Source organism: Streptomyces sp. S.PNR 29 (assembly GCF_030386795.1).
Lineage (GTDB): Bacteria > Actinomycetota > Actinomycetes > Streptomycetales > Streptomycetaceae > Streptomyces.
This window is the reverse complement of the sequence record NZ_JANUQM010000016.1, coordinates 230,886-245,601: the sequence shown is the minus strand read 5'-3', so window position 1 is coordinate 245,601 and position 14,716 is coordinate 230,886. Positions and strand designations below refer to the sequence as shown.

At 71.6% G+C, this 14,716-nt stretch carries 13 protein-coding genes and 1 riboswitch; of the genes, 10 read left to right on the top strand and 3 right to left on the bottom strand.

The features are described from left to right. From NW895_RS35135 to NW895_RS35115, 5 genes are all read left to right on the top strand, one after another. Positions 1-436: flavodoxin-dependent (E)-4-hydroxy-3-methylbut-2-enyl-diphosphate synthase (locus NW895_RS35135; RefSeq protein WP_289940881.1), on the top strand; the 436-nt coding region annotated here is incomplete at its 5' end. Between the two features lie 27 nt (positions 437-463). Beyond that, positions 464-2,401, top strand: coding sequence for a 1-deoxy-D-xylulose-5-phosphate synthase (dxs, locus tag NW895_RS35130; RefSeq protein WP_289940880.1), 1,938 nt, complete (start codon positions 464-466; stop codon positions 2,399-2,401). Continuing rightward, positions 2,398-3,783, top strand: a complete 1,386-nt coding sequence (locus NW895_RS35125) for an aspartate aminotransferase family protein (RefSeq protein ID WP_289940879.1) — start codon at positions 2,398-2,400, stop codon at positions 3,781-3,783. The genes dxs and NW895_RS35125 overlap by 4 nt, the downstream gene beginning before the upstream one ends. 64 nt (positions 3,784-3,847) lie before the next feature. Beyond that, positions 3,848-4,471: an XRE family transcriptional regulator gene (locus NW895_RS35120; protein WP_289940877.1), complete on the top strand. Its 624-nt coding sequence runs from the start codon at positions 3,848-3,850 to the stop codon at positions 4,469-4,471. Then, positions 4,468-4,587, top strand: coding sequence for a DUF6126 family protein (locus NW895_RS35115; RefSeq protein WP_289940876.1), 120 nt, complete (start codon positions 4,468-4,470; stop codon positions 4,585-4,587). The genes NW895_RS35120 and NW895_RS35115 overlap by 4 nt, the downstream gene beginning before the upstream one ends. Positions 4,588-4,593: 6 nt before the next feature. On the opposite strand, the gene NW895_RS35110 is transcribed toward NW895_RS35115, so the two are convergent. Continuing rightward, positions 4,594-5,391 (bottom strand): tyrosine-protein phosphatase, encoded by a 798-nt coding sequence (locus tag NW895_RS35110; protein WP_289940875.1) that lies wholly within the window; start codon positions 5,389-5,391, stop codon positions 4,594-4,596. Between the two features lie 167 nt (positions 5,392-5,558). Between NW895_RS35110 and NW895_RS35105 the strand changes: the two genes are divergently transcribed. From NW895_RS35105 to NW895_RS35090, 4 genes are all read left to right on the top strand, one after another. After that, positions 5,559-7,628: an alpha-galactosidase gene (locus NW895_RS35105; protein ID WP_289940873.1), complete on the top strand. Its 2,070-nt coding sequence runs from the start codon at positions 5,559-5,561 to the stop codon at positions 7,626-7,628. Between the two features lie 308 nt (positions 7,629-7,936). Continuing rightward, positions 7,937-8,096, top strand: a riboswitch (cyclic di-AMP (ydaO/yuaA leader). Positions 8,097-8,100: 4 nt separating this feature from the next. Next, a complete protein-coding gene (locus NW895_RS35100; protein ID WP_289940872.1) occupies positions 8,101-9,039 on the top strand; it encodes a LysM peptidoglycan-binding domain-containing M23 family metallopeptidase in 939 nt (312 codons plus the stop codon). A gap of 183 nt (positions 9,040-9,222) precedes the next feature. Further along, positions 9,223-9,951 carry a DUF6250 domain-containing protein gene (locus NW895_RS35095; RefSeq protein ID WP_289940871.1) on the top strand — a complete coding sequence of 243 codons (729 nt, stop codon included), beginning with the start codon at positions 9,223-9,225 and terminating at the stop codon, positions 9,949-9,951. Positions 9,952-10,096: 145 nt separating this feature from the next. Next, the gene (locus NW895_RS35090) at positions 10,097-10,882 is read left to right on the top strand and encodes an SGNH/GDSL hydrolase family protein (protein WP_289940892.1); all 786 of its coding nucleotides are present in this window, start codon (positions 10,097-10,099) and stop codon (positions 10,880-10,882) included. A 503-nt stretch (positions 10,883-11,385) separates the two neighbouring features. Here the strand turns inward: NW895_RS35090 and NW895_RS35085 are convergent. Then, entirely contained in the window at positions 11,386-12,006 is a 621-nt protein-coding gene (locus tag NW895_RS35085) for a TetR/AcrR family transcriptional regulator (RefSeq protein ID WP_289940870.1), read from the bottom strand. A gap of 85 nt (positions 12,007-12,091) precedes the next feature. After that, complete coding sequence (locus tag NW895_RS35080) at positions 12,092-13,270, bottom strand: Glu/Leu/Phe/Val dehydrogenase dimerization domain-containing protein (protein ID WP_289940868.1); 1,179 nt, start codon at positions 13,268-13,270, stop codon at positions 12,092-12,094. A 161-nt stretch (positions 13,271-13,431) separates the two neighbouring features. Here NW895_RS35080 and NW895_RS35075 point away from each other — a divergent pair, with 161 nt between their 5' ends. Continuing rightward, entirely contained in the window at positions 13,432-14,625 is a 1,194-nt protein-coding gene (locus tag NW895_RS35075) for an MBL fold metallo-hydrolase (protein ID WP_289940867.1), read from the top strand. Positions 14,626-14,716 lie beyond the last annotated feature (91 nt).

Here is a 14,716-nt window from a genome sequence, read left to right as displayed (position 1 = left end):
GGGCATCGGCGACACCATCCGCGTCTCCCTGTCGGCCCCGCCCGCCGAGGAGGTCAAGGTCGGCATCCAGATCCTGGAGTCGCTGAACCTGCGCCGGCGCGGCCTGGAGATCGTCTCCTGTCCGTCCTGCGGCCGTGCCCAGGTCGACGTCTACAAGCTGGCCGAGGAGGTCACCGCGGGCCTGACCGGTATGGACGTCCCGCTGCGCGTCGCCGTCATGGGCTGTGTCGTCAACGGCCCCGGCGAGGCCCGCGAGGCCGACCTCGGCGTCGCCTCCGGCAACGGCAAGGGGCAGATCTTCGTCAAGGGCGAGGTCATCAAGACCGTCCCCGAGTCGAAGATCGTGGAGACCCTCATCGAGGAGGCGATGAAGCTCGCCGAGCAGATGGAGCAGGACGGCGTCGCGTCGGGCGAGCCGGCCGTCACCGTGAGTTGAACAGCACGGACCGAAGGGGGCCCGAGCGTGACGATTCTGGAGAACATCCGGGGACCACGCGACCTGAAGGCGCTGTCCGAAGCGGAAATTTGTCAACTGTCCGACGAGATACGTGAGTTCTTGGTCCACGCGGTCGCCAGGACCGGCGGCCACCTCGGGCCCAACCTGGGGGTGGTGGAGCTCACCGTCGCCCTGCACCGGGTCTTCGAGTCACCGGTGGACCGCATCCTGTGGGACACCGGCCACCAGAGCTATGTCCACAAACTGCTGACGGGACGCCAGGACTTCTCCAAGCTGCGCGGCAAGGGCGGCCTGTCCGGCTACCCGTCGCGCGAGGAGTCCGAGCACGACGTCATCGAGAACAGCCACGCCTCCACCGCGCTCGGCTGGGCCGACGGCCTCGCCAAGGCCCGCCAGGTGCAGGGGGAGAAGGGGCACGTCGTCGCGGTGATCGGGGACGGCGCGCTCACCGGCGGCATGGCCTGGGAGGCGCTGAACAACATCGCGGCCGCCAAGGACCGGCCGCTGATCATCGTCGTCAACGACAACGAGCGGTCGTACGCTCCCACCATCGGCGGCCTCGCCAACCACCTCGCGACCCTCCGTACCACCGACGGCTACGAAAAGGCCCTCGCCTGGGGCAAGGACGTCCTGCTGCGCACGCCCGTCGTCGGCACGACCCTGTACGAGGCCCTGCACGGCGCGAAGAAGGGCTTCAAGGACGCGTTCGCCCCCCAGGGCCTCTTCGAGGACCTGGGCCTGAAGTACGTCGGCCCCATCGACGGGCACGACATCGGCGCCGTCGAGTCGGCGCTCCGGCGTGCCAAACGCTTCCACGGGCCCGTGCTGGTCCACTGCCTGACGGAGAAGGGCCGCGGCTATGAACCGGCCCTCGCCCACGAGGAGGACCACTTCCACACCGTCGGCGTGATGGACCCGCTCACCTGCGAGCCGCTCGCGCCCGCGGGCGGCCCGTCCTGGACGTCCGTGTTCGGCGACGAGATCGTGCGGATCGGCGAGGAGCGCGACGACGTCGTGGCGATCACGGCCGCCATGCTGCACCCGGTCGGCCTCGGCAGGTTCGCCGAACGGTTCCCCGACCGCGTGTGGGACGTCGGCATCGCCGAGCAGCACGCGGCCGTGTCCGCGGCCGGCCTGGCGACCGGCGGACTGCACCCGGTCGTCGCCGTCTACGCCACCTTCCTCAACCGCGCCTTCGACCAGCTTCTGATGGACGTGGCACTGCACCGCTGCGGAGCGACCTTCGTACTGGACCGGGCCGGCGTCACCGGCGTCGACGGCCCCTCCCACAACGGCATGTGGGACCTGTCCGTCCTCCAGGTCGTCCCCGGCCTCAGGATCGCCGCGCCACGTGATGCCGGCCAGCTCCGGGCCCAGCTGCGCGAGGCCGTCGCCGTCGACGACGCGCCGACCCTCGTCCGCTTCCCGAAGGAGTCGGTGGGGCCGGACATCCCGGCGATCGACCGGGTGGGCGGCATGGACGTGCTGCACACCGGCGAGCGTCCCGACGTGCTGCTGGTGGCCGTCGGCGTGATGGCGCCCGTCTGCCTCCAGGCGGCCGAGCTGCTCGAAGCCCGCGGCATCGGCTGCACCGTCGTCGACCCGCGCTGGGTCAAGCCCGTCGACCCGGCGCTCCCCGGACTGGCCGCCGGGCACCGACTGGTCGCCGTCGTCGAGGACAACAGCCGCGCGGCCGGGGTCGGCGCCGCGGTGGCGCTGGCGCTGGGCGACGCCGATGTGGACGTGCCCGTACGGCGGTTCGGCATCCCCGAGCAGTTCCTCGCGCACGCCAAGCGCGCCGAGGTGCTCGCCGACATCGGCCTCACGCCCGTCGAGGTCGCCGGGCGGATCAGCGCGAGCCTGGCGGTCACGTCGCAGGCCGGGACGGTCCCGGCACAGCAGACCGCCGAGGCCGTCACGCCAGTCAAGGAGACAACCGAATGACCACGGAGTTCGACCTCGGCGCGCTGTTGGCCGAGCGCGGAGCCGAGCGCTACGAGCTGCACGCGAAGCACCTCAACCACCAGCTCCCGCGCATGCTGCACACCATCGGCTTCGACAAGGTCTACGAGCGTGCCGAGGGCGCGTACTTCTGGGACGCGGACGGCAACGACTACCTGGACATGCTCGCCGGGTTCGGGGTGATGGGCCTGGGCCGCCACCACCCCGTCGTCCGCAAGGCGCTGCACGACGTCCTCGACGCGTCCCTCGCCGACCTCACCCGCTTCGACTGCCAGCCGCTGCCCGGGCTGCTGGCCGAGAAGCTCCTGTCGTACAGCCCCCACCTGGACCGGGTGTTCTTCGGCAACAGCGGTACGGAGGCCGTCGAGGGCGCGCTGAAGTTCGCCCGGTTCGCCACCGGCAAGCCCCGCGTCCTGTACTGCGAGCACGCCTTCCACGGCCTGACCACCGGATCCCTGTCCGTCAACGGCGAGCGCGGCTTCCGCGACGGCTTCGCCCCGCTGCTGCCCGACACCCCCGTCCCGCTCGGCGATCTCGACGCGCTGGCAAGCGAGTTGATGCGGGGCGACGTCGCCGCACTGATCGTCGAGCCCGTCCAGGGCAAGGGCGTGCACCAGACCCCGCCCGGATACCTGCGCGCCGCCCAGGAGCTGCTGCACAAGCACAAGGCGCTGCTCATCGCGGACGAGGTGCAGACGGGGCTGGGCAGGACCGGCCGCTTCTACGCCTACCAGCACGAGGACGGTGTCGAGCCCGACCTGGTGTGCGTGGCCAAGGCCCTGTCCGGCGGATATGTGCCGGTCGGGGCCACGCTCGGCCGGGACTGGATCTTCCGGAAGGTCTACTCGTCGATGGACCGGGTGCTGGTCCACTCGGCGAGCTTCGGATCCAACGCGCAGGCCATGGCGGCCGGCCTGGCCGTGCTGTCCGTCATGGAGAACGAGCAGATCGTCGCGAACGCCGCCGCCACGGGGGAACTGCTCACCTCCCGGCTCGCGGAGCTCGTCGACAAGTACGAGCTGCTCGCCGAGGTGCGGGGCCGGGGCCTGATGATCGGCATCGAGTTCGGCAGGCCCGGCTCGCTGAAGCTGCGCAGCCGCTGGGCCATGCTGCAGGCCGCGCGCAGGGGACTGTTCGCACAGATGGTGGTCGTCCCGCTGCTGCAGCGGCACCGGGTCCTCACCCAGGTCTCCGGCGACCACATGGAGGTGATCAAGCTGATCCCGCCGCTGATCATCGGCGAGCGGGAGGTGGACCGGTTCGTCGACGCCTTCACCGCGGTGATGGACGAGGCGCACAACGGTGGCGCTCTGATCTGGGACTTCGGAAAAACGCTGGTCAAGCAGGCGGTGGCCAACCGCTGACGGCCCGGTTTGCCTCTGAGGCAAGAAATTTGCCGCCCAGGCAAGGCTCCGGCTGAATGGAGGCATGAGCTCTCCCGAGTCCGAGCCGCCGGACGGGCCGGCCGAGGCCGCGCCCGTCGTGGCGCCGCAGCTGCGTGCCCTGCGGCGCCGTGCCGCCCTCACGCTGGAGGCCGCGGCCCGCGCCGCCGGGCTGTCGCCCGCCCACCTCTCCCGCCTGGAGACCGGGCAGCGCCAGCCCTCACTGCCGATGCTGCTGGCCCTCGCCCGCATCTACGGTACGACCGTCTCGGAGCTGCTCGGCGAGACGGTCGCCGAACGGGACGCCGTCGTCCGCGCCGCCGACATGGAGCCGACCGCGGCGGGCGGCTGGACGTACTGGCAGGCCGGCGCGCCCGGCCGTGGCATGCAGGCCCTGCGTGTCCATGTGCCGTACGCCTCCCAGGGCGACATCGTGCGCGTGCACCCCGGCGAGGAGTGGCTGTACGTCCTCAAGGGGCGGCTCAGGCTGCGCCTCGGGGACGCCGCGCACCGGCTCGCCCCGGGCGACAGCGCGCACTTCGACTCGCTGACCCCGCACCGCATCGCCGCCCAGGACCCGGACGGGGTCGAGCTCCTGTTCGTCCACACCCTGCTGCAGAGCCCCACGGCCACGCTGTGCCTGGGGCCCACCCCTGGAGAGACGCCGTGAAAGACATGGAGGAGAAGTTCCCCCGCGCCCTGTGGGTGCGGCTGATCATCTACATCGCGGCCGGGCACGTCTTCTCGGCCTTCGTCTACCTCCTGTTCGAGGTGGGGGCCAAGTGACGGGCGTCAGTCGAGCAGCCGCTCCCGCAGCCGCTCCCGCACCTCCTGGGTGACCCCGAGGCCCTTCTCCAGGTAGGTGTCCACGCCGCCCCAGGTCTCCTCGATGGTCTCGAACGCCGCCGTCAGGTACTCGGCACGCGCGTCGAACAGCGGGCTGAGCAGCTCCATGACCTCGGGGGAGTAGGCCGAGGGGGACGTGCTGCTGCGGCGCACCCTGTAGCGGCGGTGCTTGGCGTTCGACTTCAGGTAGTCGTCGAGGATCGCGTCGCGCTCGACGCCCAGGGCGAGCAGTGTCACCGCGATCGACAGGCCCGCGCGGTCCTTGCCGGCCGCGCAGTGCATCAGCACCGGGACGCTGTCGTCGGCGAGCGCGTGCAGCACCTGGGAGTGCTCGGCGGTGCGTTCCTTGATGATCATGCGGTACGAGGCGATCATCCGGTTCGCGCCCTTGCCGTCGGCCAGGATCGCCCGCAGCTGATCCAGATCGCCGTCGCGGACCATCTTCCAGAACTCGGCGCCGTCGGCGGGGTCGCTCAGCGGCAGGTTCACATTGCGCACGCCCGGCAGCTCGACGTCCGGCCCTTCCAGCTTCTGGTCGGCCGCGTTGCGGAAGTCGAAGATCGTGTGCAGGTCCAGGGAGGCGAGGAACGCGGCGTCCTCCTCGGTCGCGTGCGCGAGGTGGCCGCTGCGGAACACGAGCCCGTGCCGCACCCGCCGACCGTCCACGGTCGGCAGTCCGCCCACGTCACGGAAGTTGCGCACACCGGCCAGCTCGGGTTCGGTCGACGGGACCTGCTGCGTCACGAGGGCTCCTCCCATTCGGCGCCGCCGACGCGGCTCATCGGCGGGCGTTCTCGACCATACGACATGGCTTCCAGGGCCAATCAGTTGTCCACAGGCGTTGCCGAAGGGCCCACGGACCTCGATGATGTTGCTGCTTGAGTGCACCTGTTTGAATCTGTGAGGGACTGATGCTGGAGATCTCCGAAGACGGTCGTACGTGGATACTGTCCGGGCCGACCAGCAGTTACGCCCTCCATGTGACCGAACACCAGGAGCTCGTACACCTGCACTGGGGTGCCCGGATAGCGCTCGCCGACGCCGAGGCCCTCGCGGTGCGCCCGCTGCCGGAGTACTGGCCCTTCGAGTCCCCGCTCGACGGACGCGAGGAGTACCCGGTCGAGGGCGGCCCCCGCTTCACCCGGCCGGCCCTGTCCGTACGCACCGACGAGCGGCGCGGCACCGAGTGGACCTTCGAACGGTACGAGGCGGACGGCGACGAGCTGCGGATCCGCTTCCGTGACGCCGGGCTGACCGTCACGCTCCACTACCGGATCCGGGGCGACGTCGTGGAGCGCTGGGTGACCCTGGAGAACCAGGGGCCGGTGATCGAGGTGCTGCGTGCCGACTCCGCCACCTGGACGCTGCCCCACCGCGACGGCTGGCGGCTGTCCCAGCTGCACGGCCGCTGGGCCGCGGAGTCCCGGCTGGTGCGCTCGGACCTCACCTATGGCGAGAAGGTCATCGGCAGCCGCCGCGGCCACACCGGGCACCAGCACCTGCCCTGGGTCGCGCTCGACTCCGACGCGACCGAGGAGAGCGGCGAGGTCTACGGCTGCGCGCTCGGCTGGTCGGGCTCCTGGCGGATCGCGGTGGCCCAGCTCCCGGACGCGCGCGTGCAGATCACCGGCGGCGCCGGCCACGACGACTCGGGCCTGCTGCGGCTGGCGGCGGGGGAGTCCTTCACGACACCCGTCTTCGCGGGCCTGTGGAGCGACGGCGGCTTCGGCGGTGCCAGCCGCGCCTGGCACGCGTACCAGCGGGCGTACGTCATCCCGGACGCCGGCCGGGACCGGCCCGTGCTGTTCAACTCCTGGGAGGCCACGGAGTTCGACATCTCCGAGGAACAGCAGCGGGCGCTCGCGCAGCGGGCCGCGGAGATGGGCGTCGAGCTGTTCGTGGTCGACGACGGCTGGTTCGGTGCGCGCACCAGCGACCGGGCCGGGCTCGGCGACTGGACGCCCAACCCCGACCGCTTCCCCGGCGGACTCAAGCCGCTCGCCGACCACGTGCACGGCCTCGGTATGCAGTTCGGCATCTGGGTCGAGCCGGAGATGGTCAACCCGGACAGCGAGCTGTACCGCGCCCACCCCGACTGGGTGCAGTACCAACCGGGACGAAAGCGGACGGAATTCCGCAATCAGCTCGTACTCAACCTCGCCCGCGAGGACGTCCAGGAGTATCTCTGGGAACAGCTCGACGGGCTTCTCTCCAGCGCCCCGATCGACTACGTCAAGTGGGACTTCAACCGCTGCTTCACCGACGCCGGCTGGCCGGGCGACCCATACCCGCAGCGGCTGTGGGTCGACCATGTGCACGCGCTGTACGCCCTGTTCGACCGGCTGCGGGCGGCTCACCCGGGTGTCGCCTTCGAGTCCTGCTCGGGGGGTGGCGGCCGCATCGACCTCGGTGTGCTGAGCCGTACCGACCAGGTGTGGACCTCGGACAACACCGACCCGCTGGACCGGCTCGCCATCCAGGAGGGCTTCAGTCAGATCCACCCGGCCCGGGTGATGGCCGCCTGGGTCACCGACAGCCCGAACGTCATGCTCAACGGCCGGATCAGCTCGCTGCGCTTCCGGTTCGTGAGCGCCATGGCCGGGGTGCTCGGGGTCGGCGGCGACCTCACCAAGTGGACGGCGGAGGAGCTCGCCGAGGCCCGGGACTGGGTGAGTCTCTACAAGGAGATCCGGCCCCTGGTGCAGCGCGGGGACCTCTATCGGCTGAGGCCGCCGCGGGGCGGCCTGAGCGCCGTGCAGTACGTGCTCGGTGACGAGGCCGTCGTCCTGGCCTGGCTCCAGGCGCAGAGCTACGGCGAGCCCGTCCCGGCGCTCAGACTGCGCGGGCTCGACCCGACAGCATCGTACGAATGCCGCGAAACGGGCGAAGTGTACCGAGGTGCCGTGCTGTTGCACCACGGGCTGCGGACGGGGCTGCGCGGCGACCTTGATGCGGCAGTTATCCGGCTGCGGCGCATCTGAGCCTAATATCCGAATTGACGCTCTTCATCGCAACTCGCTCTGATATGGCAGGCCCTGGAGTGGAGTCGCGTGAGGAGCGTCATATTCGTGACGGTGCGTTGCACGTCATGTTCACGTAATGCACACACTTCTCAAGGGGGTTCGTGTGGTGCGGCGCCTTGGAATCGACGGAGGGTGACCGTGAATTCCCGGTAAGGGACCGAGTGGAACGCATGCACAGGGAACCTCTCGCTTGTCCCTTTGCGTCTTGGTCGCTTACGTTCCACACCGATCCGGGCGGACGCCGAATCCTGCCGCCGACCGGAGCCCCACACCGACCACCCGTGCACGGCAGGAGCGGGGGACCCACAGGTACGACCGCCTGTTCCGTCCTCCGGCAACAGGCTTGGGGTAAAGCCGCGCCCTCGCGCGGCCGGGCATCTCCAGTCCGCACCCGACAGCTCACCTCGCAGGCGCCGGAGAGGAATTCGCCATGCCCGCGAAGGGTAAGCATCGCCGCCCCAAGACCCAGCGTTTCACCCGCTCCATCGCCGTCGCCGGAACCGGCGGCGCCGCGCTGGCCCTCCCGCTCATGGGGGCCACCGGCGCCCACGCCGCTCCCGCGCAGTCCGCTTCGGAAAAGGCCGTTCAGTCCCTTCCCGCGACCGAGAAGCAGGCCGCGGAGCAGAAGGTGGACGCACGGCTCTACACCGTGAAGGCCGGTGACTATCTGGCGAAGATCGCCGAGGAGCAGCACGTCAGCGGTGGCTGGAAGAAGCTCTACGCGGACAACCGCGAGGCCGTTGGCGACGACCCGTCGCTGATCCACCCCGGCCTGCGGCTCACCGTCGTCATGCAGGCGACGGCGAACTCCCCGGAGACTTCGTCCGCTCCGAAGTCGTCCGCGCCGTCCAAGCCGTCCGCCAAGACGTCGGAGTCGTCCTCCAAGGCGTCCAAGTCGCCTGCCAAGGCGACCGCCCCGAAGACGACCACGCAGTCCGCCGGGACCACGAGCACCTCCAGCGGCTACACCCTTCCCGTGGAGGGGGCCACCGTCGGTACCCCGTACCACATGGCGGGCAGCATGTGGTCCAGCGGCTACCACACGGGCGTCGACTTCGTCGTCCCGACCGGTACGTCCCTCAAGGCCGTGGCCGCCGGTACGGTCGTCTCCGCCGGGTGGGGTGGCGCGTACGGCAACCAGGTCGTCATCAAGCTGAACGACGGCTACTACGCCCAGTACGCCCACCTGTCCTCGATCTCCGTCTCGACCGGCCAGTCCGTGACCGAGGGTCAGGAGATCGGCCTCTCCGGCGCCACCGGCAACGTGACCGGACCGCACCTGCACTTCGAGATCCGTACCACGCCGGACTACGGCTCGGACGTGGACCCGGTCGCCTACCTCCGCTCGCACGGCGTCTCCGTCGGCTGACGGCCACCTCGTCCACCACCACCTGCCTGACACGCTGCCGAAGGCCGGACCCCGATCCCCGGGTCCGGCCTTCGGCCTGTCCGGGGTGGGGTGTCGACAGTGAGGGGCGATGCGGGCCAGAGTGATGCCCTGTCAGCAGTGCAAGCGCTTTCTGCCCTTTCTGTCCCGAAGGAGCCGTACGACGTGACGACCACGCGCAGAGCATTCGGAACCCTCGCCGCCGGTGCCGCCCTGGCGGCCCTCGCCCCCGCGGGGACCGCCGGCGCCTCGCCGGGCTCCCCGGGCCGCCGACACGGTCGGCTCATCGCCTGCGACGACTTCCGGCACGGCCTCGGCCAGTGGGTGACCGAGCTGCAGAACGGCGGCACCGTCACCGCCTCCCGCGGTGTCCTGGAGATCGACGTGCCGAGCGGCGCGACGGTCTGGTTCAGGCGGCCGCTCGCCGGGCCGTACGAGCTGGAGTACACCGCCACACCCGTGTCGGAGGGCGGCGTCAACGACCGTGTCTCGGACCTGAACAACTTCTGGAACGCGACCGACGTCCGCTCACCGGACGACCTCTTCGCCACGCGCAGAAGCGGGGCACTGGAGGAGTACGACCACCTCAGGACGTACTACGTCGGATACGGCGCCAACTACAACACCACGACCCGGCTGCGCCGTTACGTGGGCGAGGCCGGAGTCCGCCCGCTGGTGTACGACTACACCGAGCCGCTGCTCGTGGCGAACCAGCCGCACCGGGTCCGCGTCGTCTCCGACGGCTCCCTCGTGCGGTGGTGGAACAACGGGCGGCTCGTCTTCGACCACCGCGACCCCGAACCGTACACGAGCGGGCACTTCGCCTTCCGCACCACGTGGAGCCACTTCCGGATCAGCGACTTCAAGGTCTGGTCCCTGCCTCGACGCGCCTGACCGGGGACGCTATTCCCTGGTTGGCCAACTCTTTAGGAGTGGCTTATGTCACCGCCCGTCAACCCCTTCCTACGGTCGCGTAAGTCACATTCCAAGGTGAATCATGGCCGACGTGGCAGACGATTCGAAGAGTGACAGCAGATCAGTGATCGGGTCGTACGTTGCGGTGGGGGACAGCTTCACCGAGGGCGTCGGCGACCCCGGCCCCGACGGGGCGTTCGTCGGCTGGGCCGACCGGTTCGCGGTGCTGCTCGCGGACCGGCGGCCCGAGGGCGACTTCCATTACACGAACCTCGCGGTACGCGGCAGGCTGCTCGACCAGATCGTGGCGGAACAGGTGCCGCGGGCCGTCGAACTCGCGCCGGACCTGGTGTCGTTCTGCGCCGGCGGCAACGACATCCTCCGCCCCGGCACCGACCCGGACGAGGTGGCCGAGCGTTTCGAGCAGGCGGTCGCCGCGCTGGCCGCGGTGGCCGGCACGGTCATGGTGACGACCGGCTTCGACACCCGCGGCGTGCCCGTGCTCAAGCACCTGCGCGGCAAGATCGCCACGTACAACGGCCATGTGCGGGCCATCGCCGACCGCTACGGCTGTCCGGTGCTCGACCTGTGGTCGCTCAGGAGCGTCCAGGACCGCAGGGCCTGGGACGCCGACCGGCTGCACCTGTCACCCGAGGGGCACACGCGCGTGGCGCTGCGCGCGGGCCAGGTCCTCGGCCTTCAGGTGCCGGCCGACCCGGAGCAGCCCTGGCCGCCGCTGCCGCCGCGCGGCACCCTTGAGGTCCGGCGGGACGACGTCCACTGGGCACGCGAGTACCTGGTGCCGTGGATCGGGCGCCGCTTGCGCGGCGAGTCGTCGGGGGACCACGTGACGGCCAAGGGGGTGCTGTCGCCGGACGACATCAGGATGCGGATCGCTTCGGTGGCCTGAGGCCGTTCCGTGGCCTGGCGGTCCGCGGAGGTCCGGCAGGGCCCGGCCGCCCTCGGACGCAGGCGCGCGAGCCGCGTCGGCGGACCAGCGACGCGGGCCGGGCCGTGCTCGGGGGCGTGCCGCCGCCGGGCGGTGGCCGCGGGTGGTGCGGCCGCCGGGCGGGTGGAGCGGGCCGCCGGATGCCGTCGGCCCCCGTCGGCTGATCGGCGGTGCGCTTGGGGGCCGCCGCGGTCCGGCCGCCTTCGTGGCGGTGGCGACTTGGGGGCGCAGGCGCGGGCCGCCGTCGGCACATGCCCTGTGCGGTGTTCCTGCGGCCGGGTGTGCCCGGGCCGCCTCTCGGGGCCGCCCGGTCGGCGGCGCGAGTGCCGCCACCGGTGTCACGGCCCACCTGTCGTCACCTCGCCACCGGCGCGCACGGCCCCGCGCGCGGGGGGCCGGCAATCCGCCGTCGCCGCAGGCCGGTGCGGCCTTCCCGCAGCCGTCCGGTCCGAGGTGCTCCGTCCTCAGCGCACGGACGCCGTCAACGCCGCCCTGTCCAGCCCGAGTTCCCGTGCGAGCGCCTCGTCCGTCCACTCCTGTGCCCGCGCGCGGGACACCGCGCCCTCGTAGCACGTCAGCTGCACGGCGAGGCCGTCGAGCAGGGCGGTCAGGCGCAGGGCCGTTCCGTCGGGGTCCGGGCAGTGGAACTCGCCCGCCGCCACGCCTTCCGCGATGACCTCGCAGATGGCGGCCTTCCATTGCCTGTCGAGGTCCCGTGCGACCTCCCGCAGGGCGGGCTCGCGCAGTGCCGCCGCCCAGCCCTCGATCCACAGCCGCCAGCCCTTGGCCTGGCCGGTCGGGGCGTACCAGCGCACGGCCGTCCGCAGCCGGCGCAGCGCCGACGTACGGCGGCCCACCAGCTTGCGCAGATGCGCGAGGTCGCCCTCGGCCGCGTGGGTGAACGCGGCGGCGACCAGCTTCTCCTTCGTCGAGAAGTGGTAGAGCACCAGCGCGTTGCTCACGCCCAGGGAGGAGGCGACATCGGCGATCCTGAGCGCCGCCACGCCCCGCGCCTCGATCTGCTCGACGGCGGCCCGCAGCAACTCCTCCCGCCGCTCCGCCACGCTCAACCGGACTCTCGTCACGCCGTCACACTACACAGACGCCCGTAGCCTCCTGACGTCTCGCTCCGGCCGTTCACGCAGGGCCCCGCAGGGCGTCTGCCCGCCGTCACCGGTACCACCCGAACCGCTCGGCCAGCACCGGCAGCCGGTCGGCGGCGAGGGCGTGCGCGGCGGCCCGCGGCGTCGTCCCGTCGGCCTCCGCCCGGTCCAGCACCTGACCGGTCAGGGCGCGCAGCGCCCGGCGTGTGTGGGCGAGCGCCTCGCCGGCGTCGGCGCCGATGTCGCCGAAGAGCGTCCACCACCACCAGGCGTTGGTCCCGGAGTTGACGACCACATCCGGCAGCACGGTCACCCCACGCGCGGCGAGCAGCTCCTCCGCCTCGGGCAGCACAGGCATGTTGGCCGCCTCGACGACCCAACGGGCCACGACGAGCTGCTGGTCGGCGGTGTCGATCGCGTACGACACCGCCGCCGGCACCAGCACCTCCGCGTCGGCCGACAGCCAGGCGTCGCCCGGCAGTTCACGGTCATCGGGGCGCAGCACCGCGCGGTCCACGGTGCCGTGGGCGTCCCGCGCGGCCAGCAGCGCCTCGACGTCGAGGCCGGCCGGGTTGGCGATCGTGCCCTTGATGTCGGCGACGGCCACCACCGTGAGCCCCGCGCGCGCGAGGAACCGTGCCGTGGCCCCGCCCATGGTCCCGAGGCCCTGCAGCGCGACCCGCGTGCCCGCGTAGGGCACACCGGCCCGGTCCAGGGCCGTGAGCGCCGACTCGGCGACCCCGCAGCCGCCGGCCAGCTCGTCGAGCCCGATGCCGTCCACCTCGACCGCGAACGCGTCCGCGAGCCGACGCCGGGCCGCCGCCTCGTCGTCGAGCAGCGGATACACCGCCTGGATCGACGACACCAGCCCCGCCTCGGCCGCCGCCCGGTCCACCAGGTCCTGGGTGAGTCCCAGGTCCTCACCGGTGGTCCAGCAACTCTCCACGTACGGCCGCATGGCCCGTAGATAGCGGACCAGGACCCCGTAGGCCTCCGGGTCCTGCGGATCGCAGTCGATTCCGCCCTTGGCGCCGCCCAGGGGGATGTAGCGGCCCTCGGGGTCGTAGTGCAGCGCCTCCTTCATGGTCATGCCGCGGGCGAGCCCGGTGACCTCCTCCAGCGTGCACCCCGCCCGCATCCGCAGCCCGCCGCTGGCGACGCCCCGCACCAGCCGGTCGACGACCAGGAAGCCCTGGTGGCCGGTGACGTGGTCGGTCCAGGTGAGCGACAGCAAGGGGGCGGTCATGCGGGCTCCCGGGGAGGCGAAGCGGGTGCGGAAGGGCGGTGCACCCGGTCAGCGTACTGAACGGATCATCAGTAGTGCTGGTGTACGGCTGGTGCGGCCAGAGGGATGTCGAAAGGGGCCGACCATAATGGAAAGCCTGACCGACTCCACCTGGAGGTACCGTGGCCGGTTTCCGTTCCCCGAGCCCTGGGCTCCGCACGCTGCGGCCCGCGGCCTTCGGCGTGGATCCGAGCGGTGAGCGAATGGCGCGCATCCGCAGATCGCCCCACTTCAGAGACGGCGTGTTCCAGAATCCCGGGGGTGCCGCCCGGACCCGGCCCTCCGGCTCCGGGCTCGACTTCGCGAAGGTCTTCTTCGACAAGGACGCGCGCTCCCGCCGGGCCCCCCGGGGCACGGTCCCGGTGCACGCCACCACGCTCGCCGACACGTCCCGGCCGCCCGCCACCGGACTGCGGCTGACCTGGATGGGCCACTCCAGCGTCCTCGCGGAGATCGACGGGCGGCGGGTGCTGTTCGACCCGGTCTGGGGCGAGCGCTGCTCCCCGTTCCCCTTCGCCGGGCCCAAGCGCCTCCATCCCATGCCCCTGCCGCTGGCCGCGCTCGGCCCGGTCGACGTCGTCGTCATCTCGCACGACCACTACGACCACCTGGACATGCCCACGATCAAGGCACTGGCCGGCACGGACACGCTGTTCGCCGTGCCGCTCGGCGTCGGCGCCCACCTGGAGCACTGGGGCGTCTCCTCCGGCCGGCTGCGCGAGCTGGACTGGCACGAGGCGACGAAGGCCGGCGGACTCACGCTCACCGCCACCCCCGCCCGCCACTTCTGCGGCCGCGGCCTGCGCAACACCCAGCACACCCTGTGGGCCTCGTGGGCCGTCGCCGGCGAGCAGCACCGGATCTACCACAGCGGCGACACCGGCTACTTCGAGGGCTTCCGGGACATCGGCGCCGACTACGGTCCGTTCGACGCCACGATGATCCAGATCGGCGCGTACAGCGAGTTCTGGCCGGACATCCACATGACACCCGAAGAGGGCCTGCGCGCCCACCTCGACCTTCAGGGCGGTCAGCCGAGCGGCGTGATGATGCCGATCCACTGGGGCACCTTCAATCTGGCGGCACACCCGTGGGCGGAACCCGGGGAGTGGACGAAGGACGCCGCGGAGGAGGCCGGGCAGGCGGTCGCGCTGCCCCGGCCCGGCGAGCCCTTCGAGCCTGCCGGAGCCCTCCCCACCGATCCCTGGTGGCGAGCCGTGTCCGCGCCTGTCACGCCTCACTGGCGCCGCCCCGAAGGTCCGCAGGCCGTGCCGGAGGTCACCCGCGCCGACGTCGACCTTGCCGGCGAGCGGTGACGCTGCCCCCCTCCCTTTCGACCGCCATCGCCATGGATGATTCCAGCCAGTCCGGTCGCGTCGGGACTGGTTCGAGCCGGAGGAAACTACG